This window comes from Citrobacter telavivensis, from assembly GCF_041807075.1.
In the GTDB taxonomy this organism is placed as follows: Bacteria; Pseudomonadota; Gammaproteobacteria; order Enterobacterales; family Enterobacteriaceae; genus Citrobacter_A; species Citrobacter_A telavivensis.
The window spans coordinates 476,055-497,562 of sequence record NZ_JBGUBF010000002.1; the positions used below are offsets into that span (position 1 = coordinate 476,055).

General features: G+C 47.6%; 18 protein-coding genes. 9 read left to right on the forward strand and 9 right to left on the reverse strand.

Features of this window, described 5'->3' with window-relative positions; translation table 11 throughout:
* Window positions 1-265 precede the first annotated feature (265 nt).
* The 5 genes from ACERJC_RS13325 to ACERJC_RS13345 all read left to right on the forward strand — a co-directional run bounded on the left by ACERJC_RS13325 (window position 266) and on the right by ACERJC_RS13345 (window position 5,683).
* Window positions 266-790 (forward strand): helix-turn-helix transcriptional regulator, encoded by a 525-nt coding sequence (locus ACERJC_RS13325; protein ID WP_152402251.1) that lies wholly within the window; start codon window positions 266-268, stop codon window positions 788-790.
* Between the two features lie 113 nt (window positions 791-903).
* A complete protein-coding gene (locus ACERJC_RS13330; RefSeq protein WP_152402253.1) occupies window positions 904-1,422 on the forward strand; it encodes a fimbrial protein in 519 nt (172 codons plus the stop codon).
* 44 nt (window positions 1,423-1,466) lie between these two features.
* Window positions 1,467-2,144, forward strand: coding sequence for a fimbrial biogenesis chaperone (locus ACERJC_RS13335; RefSeq protein WP_373671864.1), 678 nt, complete (start codon window positions 1,467-1,469; stop codon window positions 2,142-2,144).
* Between the two features lie 11 nt (window positions 2,145-2,155).
* A complete protein-coding gene (locus ACERJC_RS13340) occupies window positions 2,156-4,657 on the forward strand; it encodes a fimbria/pilus outer membrane usher protein (protein WP_373671865.1) in 2,502 nt (833 codons plus the stop codon).
* 12 nt (window positions 4,658-4,669) lie between these two features.
* Complete coding sequence (locus ACERJC_RS13345) at window positions 4,670-5,683, forward strand: fimbrial protein (protein ID WP_373671866.1); 1,014 nt, start codon at window positions 4,670-4,672, stop codon at window positions 5,681-5,683.
* Between the two features lie 139 nt (window positions 5,684-5,822).
* Here ACERJC_RS13345 and ACERJC_RS13350 read toward each other — a convergent pair whose 3' ends face one another.
* Both ACERJC_RS13350 and ACERJC_RS13355 read right to left on the reverse strand, forming a co-directional pair.
* Window positions 5,823-7,121: an anaerobic C4-dicarboxylate transporter gene (locus ACERJC_RS13350; RefSeq protein WP_178826972.1), complete on the reverse strand. Its 1,299-nt coding sequence runs from the start codon at window positions 7,119-7,121 to the stop codon at window positions 5,823-5,825.
* A gap of 111 nt (window positions 7,122-7,232) precedes the next feature.
* Complete coding sequence (locus ACERJC_RS13355) at window positions 7,233-8,663, reverse strand: aspartate ammonia-lyase (protein ID WP_152402260.1); 1,431 nt, start codon at window positions 8,661-8,663, stop codon at window positions 7,233-7,235.
* Window positions 8,664-8,801: 138 nt separating this feature from the next.
* On the opposite strand from ACERJC_RS13355, the gene ACERJC_RS13360 reads away from it, so the two are divergent.
* Window positions 8,802-9,743, forward strand: coding sequence for a LysR family transcriptional regulator (locus tag ACERJC_RS13360; RefSeq protein WP_373671867.1), 942 nt, complete (start codon window positions 8,802-8,804; stop codon window positions 9,741-9,743).
* Window positions 9,744-9,846: 103 nt separating this feature from the next.
* Here ACERJC_RS13360 and ACERJC_RS13365 read toward each other — a convergent pair whose 3' ends face one another.
* From ACERJC_RS13365 to ACERJC_RS13375, 3 genes are all read right to left on the reverse strand, one after another.
* Window positions 9,847-11,205 carry an MFS transporter gene (locus ACERJC_RS13365; RefSeq protein ID WP_371895158.1) on the reverse strand — a complete coding sequence of 453 codons (1,359 nt, stop codon included), beginning with the start codon at window positions 11,203-11,205 and terminating at the stop codon, window positions 9,847-9,849.
* A gap of 116 nt (window positions 11,206-11,321) precedes the next feature.
* On the reverse strand, window positions 11,322-12,116 hold the full coding sequence (locus tag ACERJC_RS13370; protein ID WP_373671868.1) for an enoyl-CoA hydratase/isomerase family protein: 795 nt from the start codon (window positions 12,114-12,116) through the stop codon (window positions 11,322-11,324).
* Window positions 12,109-13,323 carry a CaiB/BaiF CoA transferase family protein gene (locus ACERJC_RS13375; RefSeq protein ID WP_371895160.1) on the reverse strand — a complete coding sequence of 405 codons (1,215 nt, stop codon included), beginning with the start codon at window positions 13,321-13,323 and terminating at the stop codon, window positions 12,109-12,111. Before ACERJC_RS13375 ends, ACERJC_RS13370 begins: the two co-directional genes overlap by 8 nt.
* 197 nt (window positions 13,324-13,520) lie before the next feature.
* Here ACERJC_RS13375 and ACERJC_RS13380 point away from each other — a divergent pair, with 197 nt between their 5' ends.
* Window positions 13,521-14,639, forward strand: coding sequence for a type 2 periplasmic-binding domain-containing protein (locus ACERJC_RS13380; protein ID WP_152402269.1), 1,119 nt, complete (start codon window positions 13,521-13,523; stop codon window positions 14,637-14,639).
* Between the two features lie 28 nt (window positions 14,640-14,667).
* Here the strand turns inward: ACERJC_RS13380 and ACERJC_RS13385 are convergent, their stop codons facing one another.
* Window positions 14,668-15,327, reverse strand: a complete 660-nt coding sequence (locus tag ACERJC_RS13385; protein ID WP_152402271.1) for a GntR family transcriptional regulator — start codon at window positions 15,325-15,327, stop codon at window positions 14,668-14,670.
* 351 nt (window positions 15,328-15,678) lie between these two features.
* Between ACERJC_RS13385 and ACERJC_RS13390 the strand changes: the two genes are divergently transcribed.
* On the forward strand, window positions 15,679-15,981 hold the full coding sequence (locus tag ACERJC_RS13390; RefSeq protein WP_152402273.1) for an antibiotic biosynthesis monooxygenase family protein: 303 nt from the start codon (window positions 15,679-15,681) through the stop codon (window positions 15,979-15,981).
* A 284-nt stretch (window positions 15,982-16,265) separates the two neighbouring features.
* On the opposite strand, the gene ACERJC_RS13395 is transcribed toward ACERJC_RS13390, so the two are convergent.
* A complete protein-coding gene (locus ACERJC_RS13395; protein WP_507161366.1) occupies window positions 16,266-16,916 on the reverse strand; it encodes a helix-turn-helix transcriptional regulator in 651 nt (216 codons plus the stop codon).
* Between the two features lie 1,644 nt (window positions 16,917-18,560).
* On the opposite strand from ACERJC_RS13395, the gene ACERJC_RS13400 reads away from it, so the two are divergent.
* Window positions 18,561-19,196: an acyl-homoserine-lactone synthase gene (locus ACERJC_RS13400; RefSeq protein ID WP_152402277.1), complete on the forward strand. Its 636-nt coding sequence runs from the start codon at window positions 18,561-18,563 to the stop codon at window positions 19,194-19,196.
* Between the two features lie 13 nt (window positions 19,197-19,209).
* Here ACERJC_RS13400 and ACERJC_RS13405 read toward each other — a convergent pair whose 3' ends face one another.
* Together ACERJC_RS13405 and ACERJC_RS13410 are read right to left on the reverse strand one after the other, a co-directional pair.
* Window positions 19,210-20,073, reverse strand: coding sequence for a helix-turn-helix transcriptional regulator (locus ACERJC_RS13405; protein WP_371895311.1), 864 nt, complete (start codon window positions 20,071-20,073; stop codon window positions 19,210-19,212).
* Between the two features lie 6 nt (window positions 20,074-20,079).
* Complete coding sequence (locus tag ACERJC_RS13410; protein WP_373671869.1) at window positions 20,080-21,501, reverse strand: EAL domain-containing protein; 1,422 nt, start codon at window positions 21,499-21,501, stop codon at window positions 20,080-20,082.
* Window positions 21,502-21,508: the final 7 nt, after the last annotated feature.

The window sequence follows — 21,508 nt, forward strand, 5'->3', positions numbered from 1 at the left end:
AAACCAAACCTATCCATGTAGTCAGTGTTTAATTCTTATTTTGTTCTTCTGTGTGGGTTTTTGTATTGGTTAAAATAGTTAAATGTGGATCGTTGTTCTTTTGATGATGAAAAGATAGTAGAAACGATCGTTTTTATGTTTTCTGACGAAATCCACGACTTTTGTGATGTCATGCTGAATTATTTTCTGTAAATTTTACAGCGAAACATGAAGTGGCTTACTGACGTTAAAAAAGCAAACAGGACGTGTCGAAAAGGGAAGTTTTATGAAATTATCAGACTCTGTTTTTTCTGATGATTATTTTTTTATTGTCGGCATAAGTGCGTTGTTAACGCCAGAGTTGATTGATGAAAATTACTATATAGTCGATGTTGATGAGTCTAGTTTTCAACGGAGTACTGAGTATTTGTCGCCTGGTAGGAAAATCATTGCATTTATCACTAATGATCTAGACTACTATGCTTTGAACCATTTGAGCGATATTACCTTTATTGATAAGAAACGCCGGATAAACGAAATTCTCTCGTGCCTGTTTGTCAATGACCCTCGGTATGCTTATCGGGTGAAATACACACTTTCATTCCGGGAAAATGAGGTTCTTGCTTGCATGCAAAAAGGAATGGATGCGAATGAGATTGGTAAGTTATTGGGCATGTCGATGAAGACGTTTTATGCACATCGTCGCAGTTTAATATTTAAACTTCAACTCGGTAATCGAGTGTCTCTGTATCGCAATATCGCGCGAATAAGGATGTGCAAACAGTGTACTCATGAATCTGGCCTTGCATAAATTGTTGCATTAATGTCAGGGGCGATAATATACAGAGGAGGTGAACGCGGGAATAATTATTTTTAACATCCATGCTTTTAATTACTTATTAACTTAACTATCTGGATTTATATATGAAAAAAATTGCACTGATTTCCGCGATTTTATCGCTTTCTACTCTGCAAGCAGCCAATGCAGCCGATGGCGTAATTAACTTTACCGGAACGATTACGGGAACGGCGTGCGTGGTTGATCCTTCTGCGATTGCACAACCTGTTGAGTTGGGTACCGTCTCAACGGCGGCATTTTCTGGCGGGAATGGCGCAACCGCGGCAGCCAAGCGCTTCAATATTGTGCTGAAATCCTGCCCGGCGAGTGTGAGCAGCGCCAGCATTCGGTTTGACGGTGCCACTAACACGGCGAATCCTTCGATTCTGGCGTTGACCACGGGGCAAACGGCGACGAATGTCGGCGTCGCTATCTATGAACAGGACAGCGCCACATTGATCCCGGTAGGCTCTTCCTCGGCTAACGTGACGTTGTTGGAAGACGTCAACAATACGTTGACCTATTTCGCGAAATATATGGCCACGGGGACTGTCGGCGCGGGGACGGCAAACGCGTCAACGTCCTTCACCGTGACTTATCAGTAAAAGCAGGGCCACCAGTGGCCCTGAGTAATCAATCAGGAACTCTCATGTTTCAGCAATTATATAAAACGCTTGCTGTGGGGATGATATTGGTCTCAACAGCGGCAGTCAGTGGTGTTGAAATAGGCGGTACGCGTCTTGTTTATAATAGTAATGCCAGTCAGGCCACAATAAGCGTGAAAAACCCGGACAATAAACCGTATTTAATCCAGTCATGGGTGAGTAAAAGTGAAAATGGTGATGACAGTGGAAGCGAATTTACCACGACACCACCCTTGTTTAAATTAAACCCAAATTCACAGAATTCCGTTCGCGTCATGCTGGCAGAAAACCACTTACCTTCGGACAGGGAAAGCGTTTACTGGTTGAATATTAAAGCGATTCCTTCATCCTCGCCGGATGCGAAAAATGAATTATTGATCGCAGTAAAAAGTAAAATGAAGCTATTTTATCGTCCCGCGGGATTAAAGGGCGATCCGTCATTAGCGTACCAGCAGTTAATTTTTTCGCGCGAGGGCGGAAAGTTGACTGTCAATAATCCAACGCCTTATAGCGTATCGCTTAATGAAGTAAAGGTGAACGGCAGAACGATAACAAAACCTCCAATGGTATTACCATTTCAAACAGTAACGCTACCACTGTCGGGGATAACAGGCGGAGAGGTATCATGGCGTGCGATTAATGATTTTGGAGGCGTCACGACTGAACAAAAAGTTAAAATGTAGGTTAATTACTTATGCTCCATCTCAATGCGGTCTCAGGTTTTGCAACGTTAACAAAATTATCAATCCTGGTCTATCTGATTACACATGCTTCAACTGTGTTAGCTGAGGATTATTTTTCACCAGACTTTATTGAAACCCGAGGAAATATCCCACGTGATATTGATATCTCTCGTTTCAGCAGAACTGACGGACAGGTTCCCGGTGTTTATCACGTTGATGTCTATCTGAACGGAAATTATATCGAATCTCGTGATATCACCTTTCTGGGTAAAGCGAGTGAATTGACGCCATCGTTAACTTACGCCGATTTCGTGAAATGGGGTGTGAAGCATAATGCACAGCCTGACTGGATGAGTATGGCGGATTCCGCAACCATCGATAATATTGGTGAGTTACTCCCTGGAAGCCAACTCAATTTTCAGTTTGACAGGATGCGGCTGGAGATTTCAGTACCGCAAGAATATATGCAGCGCGATCCGCGCGGTTCAGTCTCACCGGAACAGTGGGACGACGGACTGAATATGTTGTTCCTGAATTACAACTTCTCTGCTGCCAATAGCCATGGCAAGGGAGATTCGCGTAATGACAGCTATCTGAACCTGCGTAGTGGGATTAACGTCGGTCCCTGGCGGTTGCGTAATTACTCGACGTATAACAATAACCAAGGGGACGGTCGCTGGAACACCCTCAGCACTTCACTGGAGCGTGACATTAAAGTGCTGAAAAGTCAGTTCAGTATGGGTGATGGTTATACACAGGCCGGCGTATTCGACAGTGTTCATTTCCGCGGCGCGCAAATTTATTCGGATGACACCATGCTACCGGAAAGCGTACGTGGATTTGCGCCTGTGGTCCGTGGTATTGCGCAAAGTAACGCACAAGTCACCATTCGTCAGGGCGGGAATATTATCTGGCAGTCTTATGTTCCGCCGGGACCGTTTGTGATTGACGATCTCTATCCTACAGCCGCTAGCGGCGATCTTACCGTGGCTGTGCGTGAAGCCGATGGTTCGGTACATCAGTTTATTCAGCCATTTTCGGCTGTGCCGATCATGCAGCGTGAAGGCCAGTTTAAATATGCGTTGGCCGCGGGGAAATATCGTGCGTCAAACAGCACGGATAAGGAACCGGAATTCCTTCAGGCCACGATGCGTTACGGGTTGCCGTGGGACACCACGCTCTACGGCGGCACGCTGGCGTCGGGGGATTACCAGGCTGCGGCAGTCGGTATCGGCAAAGGATTGGGTGATTTTGGTTCGTTTTCTTTTGACACCACCTTTGCACATACGCAGATGCCAGGCAAAACGGAAGGCGGTATCTCGCTTCGTGCGCAGTACGCCAAAGATTTTTCAACCACGGGCACCTCGCTGAGTCTGATGGGGTATCGGTATTCCTCTTCCGGTTTTCATGATTTTCAGGAAGCGAATGGCGATGTGAATAAATACCGGATGGCGAGTGATAACGCTCTGGAAGGAAATGACTGGCGCTATCAGCGTAACAAACGCAGTAAGGCACAGGTGACGCTGAACCAGCAGCTCGGTGATTTCGGGAATCTCAACCTTTCGGCCTGGCACCAGGATTACTGGGGCGGCGATAGCGAACGTAACGTCAGCCTGGGTTACAACACCAGTATTAACAATATTAATTATGGCCTGAACTACAGCTATTCCCGTGGTCCCTGGCACAACGACAATGATCATATCGTCTCTTTTACGATGCAGATTCCGTTCTCACGATTCTTGCCAAATAGCTGGATGACGATTTCGGCAAACGCGAATAAAAAAGGCGATGCCACTTCACAGGTAGGGCTGTCAGGTTCCGCGCTGGAAGACAGAAATCTGAGCTGGAACGTCCAGCAGGGATACAACAGTAAGAGGTCAGATGTGACGGGCAGTGCGTCGGCAAATTATAAGGGGCGTCACGGTGAATATCAGCTTGGTTATAACTACTCTCGCGATAACCGACAGGTGTCGGTTGGTGCGATGGGGGGGCTGGTGGTTCATCCGTATGGCGTCTCTGCGACTCAGCCTCTTGGCGAGACGATGGCGTTGGTGAGGGCCGAGAACGCGGCAGATGCAAAAGTGGCGAATAACAGCGGCATTTACACGGACAGTAAAGGTTTTGCCGTTGTGCCATACGTTTCGCCATATCGGCAGAACAGTCTGACGTTAAATACCGACGCTTTGAATAACAATACCGATGTGTTGAATGACACGCGCACGGTCATACCCACAAAAGGTGCGCTGGCGCTGGCTGACTTCCCGACCGTTACCGGCTACCGGATCATGCTGCAATTGACGGGTAAAACGATTCCGTTTGGGGCGACGGCAAAGATAAACAATCGCGACAATACGCCAGAAGGAATTGTTGACGATCGTCAGCGAGTTTGGTTTAGCGGTGCACCGGAAAAAGGCTCCGTGGTGGTGAACTGGGCTGGGGAAAGTTGTCAGGCAAGTTATCAGATTGCGCAGGTTTCTGACAAAACGCATAACGTCACCGCGGAGTGCAGGTAAGTGGAGAGTAAGATGAATCGAATTATTGTGAGTTTACTGTTGGTGGCTCTGGGACTGTTTTCACGTACCGTGCTGGCGTGGGATTGTTCGACGGTCACACCATCAACAACATTATCGCCACAGAATATCACTATCTCCAGGGATCTGCCGGTGGGGGCCGTTATTGGTACGCAGATAATGACCCCGACAGTGAATGCGTTCAGTTGTTTTGATTCACAGGCAGGGGTCATTTCCAATCAAACGTTTGGCGTAAAGGCGATTGGTACCTTCGATTCGATGGTTAATGGAGTACGCGTTTATAAAACCAACGTTAACGGTATTGGCTATGCTATTTCCGCTACAACGGCAAAGTGTGCCGGAGGGAATGCCACCGTCACCGGGTCGAATACTATTCGAGGGGATATTAACACCGCTCAACTGTGTCAAAATACCACGGGAATGATAAGCCCCGGATTAAATGGGTCAGTCACGGTGACGTTTTATAAAACGGCGACGGAGACGGGGTCTGGGACGATATCGGCAAGAACGGTGGGGTCGTTGGTATTGCTGAATAACTCGCTGCTCTGGCAATCCCCAGAGGCCGCAGTCAATATCAATGCGTTCACGGTGACCACGCCGGCCTGCAAACTCACCACAGCATCAATCCCTGTCGATATGAAAGAGGTCGATAAAAACGCCTTTAATGGCAAAGGCACGACGCCGGGAGAGACATATACCCAGTCATTCAGTCTGCCGATGACCTGCAATGCCGGAACGGCGGTCAGCGTCAGGATGGAAGGCGATATTTATGACGCAACGAAAGGCGTTATCAATACGACCAGTGGGAGTAACGCCGCCACAGGGGTCGGGATCCAACTGCTTTATGACAATCAGCCGATGAGGCTGGGCTCAGATGTTGCGGTTGGGGCATCAGGCACGGGAGGCGGATTTTCGGTACCGCTTAAGGCGCGTTACTACCAGACGGGCGAGCGCATCACCACCGGGGCGGCGAATGGCGTCCTGTCTTTTACGATGACATACCAGTAACTAACAGGCGAATGCACATCAGAACAGGTTAACGTCAACCTGTTCTGAGCGGATTGTTAATCAGGACACATTTAATGCGGCTACGTTTGCGATGCCGTAGGGAGAAAGCCGCCAACGGCAGAGCATTCCGTATTTGCCATTACAAAATTAGCTGTGCCAGTAAAAAGCCAAACGGTACCGAGAAAATAATCGACAAACATCCCGGCAGGAAGAAGGGATGATTAATGATCCTTGAGCCATTCCAGCGTGAACTGAGAAACGATCCCGTATCATCAGTGGCTATCGCAAACGCGGTTGTCGGATAAATATTCGTGATATAGAGTGCGCTGACTGCGACAAAACTGGCTAATATGGCATCTGCGCTAATGCCGATAGACGCGGCGATAGGCATCAGTAATGCGCTGGTTGCCCCCTGGCTGAACAGCATCGCGCTGGTACAGAAAAATACGGCTGCTAATAAGACCGGCCAGGTGCGCAATATGTCACTGGCTTCCATTTTGATTTCATCAATATGGGCACCGATAAGCGTGCTGCTTAACCAGACAATCCCTAAAACGACTACCAGCGATTCCGCACCTGATTTAAATATCGGTGAGTTCTTCAGCTCTTTCATGTCCAGCTTGCAGGTAAAAATAATGATGGTGGACACGACAAACATCGTAATAATGATTAAGTCGCGGGAGTTGATGGTATGCCCGATAAGCGATTTAAATAGCAGCATACACACCACAAAGACAACACCAGCCAGGAATATAGCAACCGAAGATTTTCCACCAGCGGGAATCGGGCGGTGGGTATGTTTATTCAGTACAATTTTATTCTCCTGCATGATTTTTTGACACACAGGATCGTCGGCCAGTTTTGCGCCCTGTCTGCTGGCAATAAACGCCGCGATCAGCATGGCGAATAACGCGGTGGGCAGGATAACCAGCATTGCATCGCCGAAACTGACGCCCATCACTTCAACAGTGCCGTACATGATAGCCGTGGCGGCAGAGATCGGGGAGGCGGTAATCCCCAATTGTGACGCCACAACCGCAGAGCTCAGTGGCTGGCTGGGCCGGATACCATTATCTTTCGCCACTTCCTGAATCACGTTCATCACCGACATCGCGGTATAACCGGTACCGGAAAGTACCGTCAAAATAAAGGTCACGGTGGGGGCGAGAATATTAAGATAGCCAGGATGATGACGTAATAACTTTTCTGTCAGGGTGACGAGATAATCCATTCCACCGGCCTGTTGCATGGCCGAAAGTGCCACAATGGTCGACAGAATAATGAGCATCACGTCGACAGGCGGAGATCCCGCTGGAACGCCAAAGATAAATACCGAAATCGCTAATCCGATCCCGCCGGCAAACCCGACGCCAATTCCGCCCCAGCGGGCGGCAAGCATGATGGTTCCCAGCAATAAAACGACATGTAATATCACCATATATTTAACCTGCTCTTTGTTATATTTTATTTATCGGCAACGAGGTGGCGAGGTAATGAATAGTGAATATTCATTACCTGCAGTTAACGCTTATTTCTCGAAAACAGATGATTACGACATATTCATTTCTGTTTGATAGCGTTTAATCGCTGCCGTACTTTTTTGCGGGTCGGTCATATTCATCGGATCAAGCAAATAGTCCGCCTGTTCCGGCGTCAGCAGTTTTTCTGCCAGCACGACCTGCTTTACGCTGCACTGTTGTTGATACGCGGCTTTTGCAATTCGCGATCCCACCTGATAACCAAACAGCGTTGCCACGACGGTGGCCAGCGCCGTACTTTCCTCGGCGTAGCGAGCGCTCACTTCTTCATTGATCGCAATATCTTTCAGGCATTTATCGATGAATAACGGTATCCCTCGACTCAGTAACGAACAGGATTCGAAAAGCGCCTTCAGCAGTACAGGTTCCCACACGTTCAGGTCAAGCTCGCCACCCTCAACGGCCATGGTCACCGTGACGTCATTACCTATCACCTGATACGCAATCTGATTCATCAGTTCGGGCATCACCGGGTTGATTTTGCCCGGCATGATGGACGAGCCCGGTTGCACGGCCGGAACGATAATTTCATTAAAGCCTGCGCGCGGTCCTGAACCCTGAATACGAAAATCGGTTGCCATTTTGGAGAGAAAGGCGGCGATTTTTTTGAGCTGTGCGGAGAATTCAATATAAAAATCACCGTGTTGCAGACCATCGAAGAAATCCGTTTCTGGTCGATATTTTTCGCCTGTGAGGGTTTCCAGCCACTGATAAACGGCCGGAAGATATCCCTCATGTGTGGATAACCCCGTGCCGATCGCCGTCGCCCCCAGGGGTAAACACAACGCCTCTTCGTTAACCTCGGTCAGCTTTTCTTTGAGTCTGCTGACCTGTGTGCGATACGCGCCAAACTGCTGACCAAACGTCATTGGCACCGCATCCTGAAGGCAGGTGCGGCCTAACTTCACCTTGTCGGCAAACAGACGGCTTTTGTCCGCTAACACGGCTTCCAGTTTTTCCAGTTGCACGAGCAAATGTTTAATATTCATGCGGCTGGTCATTTTCATTGCCGCAGGAATGACGTCGTTAGTTGACTGTCCCATATTGACGTGCGTGTTCGGGTGAATCGCGTCATATCCCCGTGCGCCGGTGAGAAGTTCATTCGCGCGGTTAGCGACGACTTCATTCATGTTCATGTTGGTCGAGGTGCCGCCACCGCCCTGAAAAACATCAATCGGGAAATGGGCAGCAAAATTTCCGTTCATCACCTCCTGCGACGCCGTCACGATGACGGCGGCTTTCCGCGGTTCCAACGCGCCAATTTGCGCGTTCGCCTGAGCCGCCGCTTGTTTGATCGCGGCGATAGACCACAGGAAATGCGGAATATCGCCGGCCGTTTGTCCCGATACTGAAAAATTCAGTACCGCCCGTTGCGTTTGAATACCGTAGTAGGCGTCATCCGGCACCATTAAAGTTCCTAATAGATCCTTTTCTTCACGCATCGTTATCTCTCTTCCTGTATTAAGGTGTGTCGCTACCTTAATTTGCTGGCTGTACAGATAATTTGAAGTGGCTCAAAGAAAAAAAACCATTGAAAAGATAAATACTCATTATTAAAAAATGTAATAGTAGAGGCGGGGATGAAGGACATTAACTTCGATTTTAAGCAGTTACAGGCGTTTTTAGCGGTGATTGAGACCGGTTCATTTACCGCTGCGGCAAAGAAGCTCAACCTGACTCAATCCTCGATTTCTCAGCAGATAGCGAATCTGGAAAATGGCCTAAAGACAGATGTGATTAACCGCTCACAGCGACCCATTCAGATGACGATAGCCGGGCAAGCGCTGTATCCGCTGGGGAAAAAGATTATCGATAGCGGCATTTATTTGCAGGAACATATTAACGCGATCAGTCACGGGCATATTTCACATTTGAAAATTGGTTTTGTTGATTCGATCGGTAAATCCATTGGGCTGGATATCCTTAAGTTCCTGCAACCGCAGGTAAAACATATTTTTCAGGTTACCGGTACGGCATCGGGACTGCTTTCCGCACTGAATACAGGCAGCATTAACCTGGCAATCACCATGCTGCATACTGAGATGCCGCCTAACGTCAGAATGTACCCGTTGATTGAGGAAGAGTTTCTGTGCGTTTGCCCCAAAGCCTGGTCGGAGACGCGACTGGAAGAGTTGTGTAAAAACAGGAACTACATCGCCTACACCCCCAGTACGCCAACCGGCATCCAGACGCTCAACTGGCTGAAATGGAATAACCTGTCTCCATCCATACAGTTTGAAATGGACAATGCTGATGACATTCTGAAACTTATTTCCTACGGTTATGGATGGACGCTGACCACGCCGCTGTTTATGACCACCATTCCCACGTTTACCGACTCGCTGAAGATCATCCGTATCAACAACCGTAAAGAGCGGCGCAAAATTGTCCTGTTGTGTAAGGACGACGAACTGTCTGAGTTTTATAAACATCTGGCGATTGAAGTCCGGTCGATACTGGAAACGAAACTGGAGCAAGGGTTTTACAGTAAGCTCGATTCGGATGCGGATGTGTCGTTATGAAACGAGTTTTCATGGTGAAAATGAAACCCTGACACAGGTTTTGAAAAGGCCGGATAAATAATAACCCCGGCCTTTTAATTCAACCTTAGAATATTAAAACAATTTATACGGAGCTCTTTGAGTTCACTTGATGAAACGCGCCTGCGTTATCGGTCGTTTTTTTTACCTCATTACTGGCAACGTGAGTGAGGTCTAACTTGTGAGTTTCGGGGGCAAACCACACAGCAACCATCGTGATGATGCTCATCGCTACAGCCAGGCATGCGACAGGCCAGGATGCGCCGTCCGCCATACCGGAAAGCAGAACCGCAGCGAGCGGCGCGATGCCGCCAGAGGCAGCCGCACTGATTTCGCGGCCCAGAGATAATCCGCTGAAACGGACCCTGGACGGAAACACTTCAGAGAAAAACGCGCCCTGGGTTCCCAACATCGCGGCAACGCCGATACCGACACCCATCGTCATGGCAACGATCACTCCCCATGTGGTTCCAGTATTTACCAGCCAGAAAAATGGGAACGCAAAAAGTGCTGAGAAAACGGCACCAAACATGTAGATGGCTTTACGACCCCATTTATCAGATAAAGCTCCAAACATGGGGGTGGTAAACATGGCGAAGGCAGCCGCGACCGCCACAGCAACTGGGCCGACCGAAGGTGCCATATGTAGCGTCCCGACAATATAAGCAATAACAAAGGTCTGGTAGACGTAACTGACACCACTCTGGGCGACCTGAGAGCCAGCCACGACAAACAGGCTTTTCTTCTCCGTTTTTACCAGGTCGCGTAGCGGGCTTTTACTGACCGATCCGGACTTGGCCAGTTTCTCGAACGCGGCTGTCTCAGAAAGCTTCATGCGGATAATCAAAGCCACAACAACCAGCAGTGCACTGAATAAAAATGGAATTCGCCAGGCCCAACCAAGGAAAATTTCTTTCGGAAATTGAGTCAGGATAGCGAAGGTGCCAGCGGACAAAAGCAGGCCGATATAAACGCCTACACCCGGGAATGATGAGTAAAACCCTCGCCGATTGACCGGAGCACTTTCCGCAGTCAGAATTGCCGCACCGCCAAATTCAGCCCCAGCGCCAAATCCCTGAATCAGCCGCAGACAGACCAGCATGATCGGCGCCCATACTCCGACAGAATCATAAGTGGGTACGAAACCAATTAAGGTGGTAGCCGATCCCATCAGCAGTAGCGTGATTACCAGGACTTTTTTCCGTCCTATTTTGTCACCGAGTTGGCCGAAATAAATCGCCCCGAACGGACGAACCACAAAACCAAGCGCTAACGTTGAAAATGCCAGAATGGTTGAGACGAAATGATCCCCTTTCGGGAACATGATTTCATTGAAGACCAGAGCAGCTGCAGTGCCATACAAAAAGTAGTCAAACCATTCCAGTGCGGATCCCACTAAAGAGGCTGCGGCGACACCCTTCATTGATTTTTTCTGAGTACTCATCTGGTTTCCCCTTAATTAAAATGGTGGAGTTCGCTCATTACATTATGTAATTGAGAGGCGTGTATAAAATAAAGACTGGAAATGCGAGCCCGTCATGTACGGACTCAAATATGGCGTCATTCCCCGCGGAATTGCGGAGCGCGTTTTTCTTTAAATGCCGCTTTGCCTTCGCGGGCATCATCGGTATAGAAGCAGATAGTACGGAGATCCCTTTCGTAACGGACGGCCTGATCGAGCGGCATATTGCCGGCTGCGCGCATATTTAATTTGGCTGTCTGGGCAGCGATTGGGGGCCTCTCGCTGATAGTTATCGCCAGTTTGTTCACTGCAACCAGCATCTCTTCCTGGGAATCAAACAGTTCGTCAACAATCCCCCACGCGCATCCTGTTTCAGCGTCAATGGGATCTCCGGTGTACAGCATTCTTGAGGCTCGCGATGCACCAATCGTTTTGTTGAGATATACCGCCATCCCACCGCCGCCAACCCAGCCGAGTTTAATTTCAGGGGCTCCGAACAACGCGTTACGGGTGCTGACGCGGATATCACAGCACAATGACAGCTCGAGTCCTCCACCCAGCGCATAGCCGTTAATAGCACAGATAGTGGGTTTGTTTATCTCGGCAATGGCGTCGCAATGGTCACTCTTCATACGGTGAGCCCAGGGGGAGTGATAGGTATCCAGTTCTTTAATATCGCTGCCACAGCAGAATGCTTTAGGACCGTTTGCCGTCAGGATCACGACACGTACATCCGGTGATTCATTACAGAAGGCCGCAATTTTCGTAATGGTAACGGACATCGACGGCGTGATCGCATTTAACTTTTCCGGACGGTTCAGAGTGATGATTGCCACTCTGTTTTCAAGTGAAAACTGCACGTTCGGATCAAGTGCAAAACTGAGTTCAGCCATTGATTTTTTCTCCATTAGTACGGGTTACTGTGCCGGTTTCTTTCAGGGAGGCAATATCCCGTTCGCTGTAGCCCAGCTCACGCAGGATTTCATCGGTATGTTGGCCCACAAAAGGCGTCGGACGTTGAAGGGAAGAAGGGGTTTTACTGAATTTAATGGCAAAGCCCGGTGTTTTCACTTTGCCTTCGCTTGGGTGGTCATACTCAATAAAGGCTTCGTTATGAATAACCTGAGGATCGTTAACCACATCCTCATAGCCATAGACTTCACTGCTCCAGAGGCCCTCAGCATCAAAGATGTCACGCCACTCCTGGGTTGTCCGCTCCACGAGTTTTTCACGGGTTACGCGAAAAATGAAATCACGCTGAGGTAGAGTATGACCATCCACTTCATCTTCCATCGTTTCAAATTCCGGCACGCCCAGAATTTTACCCAGAGTGGGCAGGTGAGGAGTGACCAGGGTAATAAAACTGTCTTTCGTTCTGAATACACCATAAGGTGCACGGATATAGCAGTGGCCATGCGGCTCTTCGCTGCGGCGTTGAGGTTTGAGCCCTTGGGTAAATACCGTCATTTCCTGCATCTGATTCGCAATGATCGCATCGAGCATGTTGATCTGTACCAGTTGGCCTTCACCCGTACGTTCACGATGCAGCAATGCCGCCAGTGCGCCTTCAAAGGCAGTATAGGCAGTAATAGCATCAACCAGATATTGTCCGGCAGGCTGTGGCGGGGTGTCATCTACTCCGGAGCTCAGCATCGCGCCGCTTAGCGACTGCAGCAGCAGATCCTGACCAGGGCGTTTCGAGTACGGGCCAGTCTCGCCATAACCTGACATCGATACATAGATCAGATCGGGTTTTATTTCTTTCAGCGTGTCGTAATCCACGCCAAGACGGGTGGCCACTCCCGGACGATAATTCTGGATAAACACATCAGCGGTTTCTACCAGCTTGTAAAGCAGAGCCTTACCTTCCTCATCCTTCAGGTTCACCGCCAGACTTCGCTTATTGCGGTTCAGGGAAAGGAAAGACGTGTTGATGATATTACCGTAGGCACCCCCGGCTGAAGTATGGCGCTGCCATTCCCCCGTTGTGGGCTCCACTTTAATGACGTCTGCTCCCATATCTCCCATACGTAAAGCCGCAAACGGGCCCGCCATGGCGATTGAACAATCCAGTACCCGATACCCTTTAAGAATTGACATATAGCTACCTCGCTTATCCGTTGTCATTTATTACCGCCATCGGGCGGCTCTGTTGATGTCTTTTACGTTAGATGAAGAGCATTAGATATTATATATAATATTTAATAAATTGTGATGACGATCGATATTTGAACAACTTCAAGCCGATAAGATGAGCGGCGTTCATGAACAGAATGTCGACAAATCAAGAGGTTAAAATGAATTACTTCAAGGGGTTAACATGGGATCATCCGCGAGGTTATCGTCCACTACAGGCATGGGCAAAAGCAGATGAAACGCTGAAGGTTGAGTGGGACATCCAGAAACTGGAAGGTTTTGAGTCACATCCTATCGATGACCTGGCAGAAAAATACGACCTGCTAATTGTAGATAATCCGGGTATTGGCGAGGCTGTTGAGAAAAAGTGCCTGTGGCCACTTGAAGATCTCCTGACATCTGAACAAATGGCTTACCTGCGTGAGACCAGTACCGGCGATTCCTGGGACAGCTACCAGTACAAAGGGAAACACTGGGCAATTCCGGTGGATGCTGCATCCCAGGTTTGCGCGCTTGCCGATAGCAATATCGGTATCGCGCCGGTGAGTTGGGATGATGTGCTGTTGCTTAGCCAGGAGCATGAAGGGCGGGTTGCGTTATCACTGGGAGGGCCTCATGCTTTGCTGACTTTCTTCTCCATTTGCCAGTCGTTAGGAGGAAAGCTGTTTGAAGGCCACTGTTTCGTTCTCGATACAAGAACCGCAATCCAGGCACTGCACATTATGCAGGCTCTTTATCGTCGTCAAAATAAAGCCCTAACATCGCTTAATCCGATTGGTTTGCTGGATGAAATGGCCAAAGGGACCTTTGATTTGTGCCCGGCTATTTTTGGATATATTAATTTCAGTACACCGGATAGCGGCAGGCGAGTGAAATTCTATAACACTCCTCATTGTGGCGATTCGACAGTGCATGGGTCCGTGTTAGGGGGAACCGGTCTGGCGGTGTCTTCGCGTTGTACTCCGACCCCAGAACTTATCCGGCATATCATGACATATGTGTCTGAAGAGATGCAGAAAACACTTGTCGTGGAAAACGGCGGGCAACCAGCCAATATCTTAGCGTGGAAAGATAAACGCGCTAACGATCTGACTCACCATTTTTTTTCCGGCACGCTTGAGACAGTAACCCAAGCTTATCTTCGCCCAAAATATCATGGCTATATTTCATTCCAGGATACGTCTTCTGCAATTATTCGCAATGGCCTGATAGACGGCCTCTCAACGGAGGACATCGTTTTGGCAGTCAAAGAGAATCATAGAAAATTTCGTCTGGAATAAATCAAAATGCCGCGATGACGCGGCGTTTTCAATGACCAGTACTGTATGAAATCTGGCGATCAAAACCTAAGATAATATGGTCACGGGAACGCTGGCGATACCCCTCTACATCAGCAGATTCAATAGTGTTGATAATTTCATCGTGTTCATCACACAATAAATTGATATCAGGCACCCCTCTGGATTCATGGAAACGGCCAACCTGGGGGCCATAGTTTAAGGTACGGTACATTTCGATGATAAGATCATTACGTGTTGCCTGAACAATATAATTATGGAACTCAGCGTTCAGGTTGATAAAAGAACTGTACTGTTCATAGCGTGGTCCGTACTGTTGCGAGCGCATCGCCTGATTCAATTCCCGAAGATGTATAATTTCAGCACGGGTAATATTTTTAAGCACCATTTCCGCAATTTCAGGCTCAATAAGCAGACGCGCTTGCTGCCACTGGTAAATATCCTGTGCATCCGGTTTTGGGGCGACACGAAACCCTTTGTTATGCTCAAGAACTATCAGTTTCTCAGCGGCCAGACGAAAGAGCGCCTCACGAACCGGGATACCGCTGATCCCAAAACGCTTACTGAGGGTATTCACAATCAGTCGGGCACCAGGTTCCAACTGGTTAGAAATGATCTCCTGCTTCAGCAACTCATACACTTTATGGCTGATACTCTCGTGTTGCAGCATGGGCTTTCCCTGAGAAATTGAACAAAATATATAATATCAGTAATAAATGACCGGAGCAATTTAACAAAATAATAACAATAAGGTGCGGTATTTTACTGAGGATATTTTATTCTTTAAATTTCAATTGATTAAGTTATCTGTAAAAACAAGGAGGACTTCTTCCGGGCGGGACTGCCTTTCAAAAACAGTAAGTAAATGTATTGTCCCTGCGCGATTTTGGCCTCAATGCATTCGTGTCAGCAGTATCGCCTGATATTTACATAACCCCAATCCTTCATCATTCGGTCTCCAGCGAAGTATTGCCCGCAATTACCCTCTAAAGTAGCGGAAGTGCTTATGCCGGAGGTTGCTATGATTGCAGTGATTTTTGAAGCGGATGCGGTGCCCGCTCAGCAGGAACGATATTTACAACTCGCCGCTGAACTCAGGACGGAACTCGTTAATATTGAGGGTTTCATCTCAATTGAGCGTTTCAGAAGTTTGAGCAAGGAGGGGCGGATTTTATCGCTGTCGTGGTGGGAGAGTGAAGACGCCGTTACGGTGTGGAAAAACAACATGAAACATCGGGCCGCGCAAATGGAAGGAAGGGAGTCGATATTTTCGTTTTACCGAATCCGCGTTGCGCACGTTCTGCGTGATTATTCATCCGAATGAGAAGCGAATGGAATACCCCCCGACGTCGCTTCTGGCCGTCGGGGGAGGGTTATATCTCTGTTCTTCGCCGATACACGATTACAGCCTGAATGCCTGCAAGCCGATCAGGTTGCTCTGCGTTTCGATGTTGAGCAGAAAATCCAGTAACCCATGACATTCTGTAACCAATACAGAGGAAGGGGAATCACAGCCATTACGCAAGCAGAATGGTATCCAAAGCACACAGGGGAACGGAAAGTACCATACGCGGGGGGCGCTATTTCTGAGCCGCTGTGAATGACAGGTCATTGCCCCGCAATCTGACAGAAAATAGCATTGGTTCGACAGCCAAATTTATTTTCCAGACGTAATTTTCTGACATAGACTTCTTTGGGTTTGAGTTGATCAAGTTCGATGATTTCTTTAAACCCTCTGCCAGCAATAAAATGAGCCAGCAGGGAATACTCAGCCCGATTCAGCGTTTCTCCCATCCGGCGATTGGCTAACTCACCTCTGAATAATCGCTTGATTTTTTGTTCAATGGCATCTTCTCTATCACAGGAGTAAATAACGCCTCTGATTTCCTGACGATTGACAAGCCAGTAATTCGCTAAGGAACTCATTTTTTTATCGGCGATCAGGATAATGTACATTTTTGTACCGATCAGGTAATCAACCCAATCCGATTTAACAAAATATCTCAGGTTAGCAAAGGAGAAGTCGATAAAGATAAAACCACGCGGCAAATGATTTTTATACTTCATTAAAAACTTCTCAATGACCCCATTTTTAAAATAAATATTCACCTCCGGCCATACTGCGAATTGAGTATGGTCACAATACAGAGAACAGACGCTCTTCTCTGGGGAAATAAGACATGACGTCTCACAACTAATACAATGAATCTGTTTTTTCAAATACGCATTCATATATAAATTCTCCCAAGTCGTTCTCATTCATTTGTTAGGTTTCTATACACGTCTGAGATTTTTCCAAAAGATGTTAAAAAACTATCCGTGTAAAACAATTTTTCCAGTGGGAGAGGCGTATTCAAAGGTTCCATGCCCGGACTATTGATCGTCAGGCCCTCGTCATGAACAGAGAACGTATCGGTATTCCTTTGCCAGACACAGGAGAGTGTTGTCGTGTTTTTGGTAATTATCCTGGTGCTCGCGGGTGACATATACGTCTCAATGAGCACAGGTAAATCGGTTCCCGGACCCAATTCCTTTAAACAGTCGAATGTAATACAGAACGTCTGGGGGACGGGATACTGAGAAAAAAGAGTCACAGAAACACCTGACGCACCAGGTAAATATTTTTTTGAAAATAGAACCATCTCCTGTCCTTAAGGGGGAACAATATAAAGTAAGACTATTTGACACGTTACTAATCAATTTTTCATATGTATGACTTTTATGAAAAGTAAAGTCAATATTACGTGATGTCAATAGTTCTGCTATTGAAATGAGCCTATAATGCGTGTGGGTAAAATACCGTAAAGGGTAAAATTCTTATATTTAAAGCAAGCGTGATTTGCGATGATTTCATGCAATATATGCAAATGGAACTATTCTCTTACACGAGTAAAATAAGAATTTATTCCATACATTAAGCCATTATTGCAAGAATTTGAAGGGTATCAGAAAGAAAAAATAGCACTTTATGTTAAAGTGCGGACCAAATGAAGTTTAGCTATCCGATAGCGTGTTGGTTACTCCATTTGAGAGAAACCTCACCGTGGATCTGTTGAGATTGAAATTCGTCAATATATAAATCGTCACGGATAATACAGCCTTTTCACTGCCGTAGATGAGGGGGATATAACCTTTAACCCATAAATAATTTGTGGGAATACGGGGGCTGTCGTTATCCGACGCGTGGACGACAATCCTGACAGCGCACTGGTCGCCGTCAAATTAGCAGAGGGATGCCAGACTGAGCCATCAGCACCATCGGAACGTGCGGTTGACCCGAGAGAGAAGAGAGAGGTGTTTCTTCTGTATAAAGGGACAAACGGCGTTAGGAATAAACGATGCTCCGCTGAGAATTATTGCGAAATTGTTTGGTGGTCATTTTTACCACGCGTTGCCTGGATGGGGATCGTCAACAGGGCAGAATTGCCTTTCATGGCGACTCACCGGCAAGCCGTTGTTTTCTTACTGAAAGTAGCGATGACGTTGGCATTGAGCGGATTTGTCGCCGGAAGGTGGTATAAGGAAAGATTGAGCGTCGTGATGACAAGGGACTGAAACAAGGCAGGACTGTACTGAATTTTTGAATTAATGCGACCCTAAATATTACCCCTTGAAAATACAAGGGGCAATATAATAAAGGTGAATATTTGATATTTGTCGTATTTTAATGGTTTTTTATTGATTAAGTGCTTATTGCATTCTGTACCCGAGGGACTAAATGTTAGATAATCTCGGGTGGATTTATCCCTGGTGTTACGTTGGTCTTTGACCGCCTGACTAGTATGCGCCGCGAGCGCTATTAGTCAGGTATTTTTTAAGTATAAGGAAGACCCGCCCTAAAAAAAAGCTGTCCTAAAAGACAGGGGATAATAATTTCGGAATGTTATTATCAGGAATGAATAAATGAACTCTTTTGTTGAGTTTTTTTTGCTTGATCGCGATAAGTTGCCGTCAGGTTTTGCCACTGAACTCTACAGGCTGCGAAACCGAACATTTCGTGAGCGACTCGACTGGAAAGTGGAATGTATTGATGGCCTGGAAAAGGATCAATTTGATAACGAAAACACGACTTACCTTTTAGGCATGCATGGGGGAGAGATCCTGTGCGGCGCCCGATTTATCGACGCCACGCAACCGACGATGATCAGCGAAATATTCCATGAGTACTTTGATAATATCGCCCTTCCCACGGATATTCCCTGTTGCGAAGTGAGTCGCCTGTTTTTAGATAAAGCCAGACGTGATTCCGGGAATCTTCGCGGGATGCCAGCCAGTAAGGCACTGTTCCTCGCGATGATCATCTACTGCATGAAAAAACAGTATCGGGGTATGTACGCCGTTGCCAGTCGCGGCATGTATGCCATATTTCGTCATGCTAACTGGAAAATAGACGTGATTCAGAAAGGTCTTTCTGAGAAAGGTGAAACTATCTACTATATTTTTATGCCGGCAAGTGAAAGCGCGGTCGAAAGCATCATCAGTAAAGACAAGGACAGCCACTGGCTCCGCGAGATACTTCAACAACTTCGCCGTATGTAATTGCGCACGGAGTTCAGTTATCCAGTAATCTGAGCTCCATTCCGAGTTTTACCGCATGTCTGGCGTTGTTCACGCCCAGCTTCTTCATCGCATTACCCATATGAAATTTCACGGTTCGCTCAGCAATTGATAAAATAACCGAGACTTCTGCGTACGTTTTACCTGCACTGACCCATTTCAAAATCTGCCGTTCACGCGGTGACAAAAAAACGTTCTTTTTTTGATGAACTTTACTGTAGAGATCGAGTGTCTTCTGATGTAACTGAATGAGAAAATGCATGAAATGTGCACGACAGGTTTCCATCTCAATACCCGAATCCTTCTGGCTGATGATGGACAACACGACAAGATTATTCAGATAGTCATGCAGGGGAAACGTTTGGCCCTGAAAAATATTGTGTTCAGAACTTTCACTGAAAATGCGGGTAAGATTATAACCACTTGCCAGCAAAACCTTGTTCTCCCAGAAAAAATCCTCAACGCTGCTTAATGCCCTAATAATAACAGGGTCAATAAACTGATATTTTCTTTCAAGATAGATATCAAACCACTCAGGATTATTATTGATAATCTGCATTTGCGAGGGATCTTTCTTGTTCATGATCGCATATGCGTAGACCGTATTTTTGTAGTCCTTAATGAACGTATTCAGTTCGTTCTGGATTAACGCATTGATCCCTTCATCGCTGTAATACATATCCTTCACGCCAGCTGCTGCCTCTGAGATGAGTGTTTGAATAAGTATAACCTGCCTCGTTGCCTGACAAAATGGACTTATCCCACAACAGTCGATATTTTCTGTCCTCTTGACGAGTCTGTTTACCGCCTGAAAAGGTCTGATTTGATGCCCGTTCGCTATCGTGCAGGCGAAAAGCATGTTTGATCAGAATGATATGGCGTTGCCCATAAACGTTTCGAGCATATTCCCGCCTACCGGCGGGGAGATGAGATATCCCTGAAAGCGATCGATACCTAGGGCTTTTAATATCGCAAATTTCTCTGCACTGTCCACCCCTTCGGCAACGCAGCGACTGCCTGTCAGCATACAGTAATAGTTCAGGCTTTTTATCAGCGCCAGTGCGTGTGGATCGCGTTGCATATCATTGATAATGCCCCTGTCCAGCTTATATTCGCTAAACTGGATCTGCCTGACCGGAAACATCACGCTGCCTTGTGAAAAGCAGTCATCCAGCATAATACGAAAGCCGAGCTGTTTTAATTTGTCGATGTTCGCGGCGGTTTTCCCTCTTTGACTGACATCGATGGTTTCAGCAAATTCCAGTACCAGCCTCTCCGTTCGCTGCGGCGAATGCAACTGCTGTTTTGCGGTTTCCAGCATTCGCGGAAGGCATTCATGACCGGCGATGGCGGCAGGGATGTTCAGTGAGAAATAAAACGCCCCGGGATGCTGGTTGATTCGCTGTATGGCTTCCTGCAAAACAAACGCAGTCAGTACCTGCCAGGCGTATTCGGCGCGTATCTGCGGCAAAAATTCGCCGGGTTGCAGGACCGTTCCATTGCGACGCCAGCGTGAGAGAATTTCCACACCCTGTAATCGATGGGTGCTATCAACAATCGGTTGAAATACCGGAAAGAGTTGTCGGCAATGGATGGCATGGATGAATTCACGTTCGAAGGGGGATAGCGGATTGATGCCGCTTCTGTTCTGCCGGGTTTCCGGATTGCCGGGAAAATGTGCTGCCAGTTTTGGGTGATGTTCTGCCATCTTTTTGAGTCCTGATGTCCTCTGGTTATAAAGCGTTTTTTGGCTGATACCCTGCTGTTGTGCCCGCTCCATAATGTTGTATCCATGTAATAAATCCAGAATGGCGTTTAGTTCAGTTTTGCTGAGGCCAACCGCCGGTTTGCCATAAACCAGCCTCGCTTTTTCTGCTCGTTGCATCAGAAAAGGGGCTTCCTGAAATCCATGCCCGCGCAGCTGTGCCGCAATGCAGCGAGTTGGCAAGTCGGAGGCGGCGACCCGGATTTCGCTAAGCAGACTGCGACGGGTAACAAGATGCCCCAGCGTGTGCCACAACCAACGGTCAGGACAGCGGCTAAGGATTAGCATCGGCAGGGGAGCGGCGGACTGGTCCAGCAAAACCGCCGCTTGCTGCAGCGTCGTGAGCAACCCAAGGGGATCGTCAGGAAGAAACACCACGATTCGGCGTGCTGGCGCCAGGGCGGGAAGCGCCGAAATATCCAGCGACTGTGCGTCCAGTTGCGTCAACTGCTGGCGGTCTGACGCCATCATCCTTGCGAGTCCTTCGCCAGCATAGGGGCAGGGCGACAGAATGTAGTCCATCGTGGGG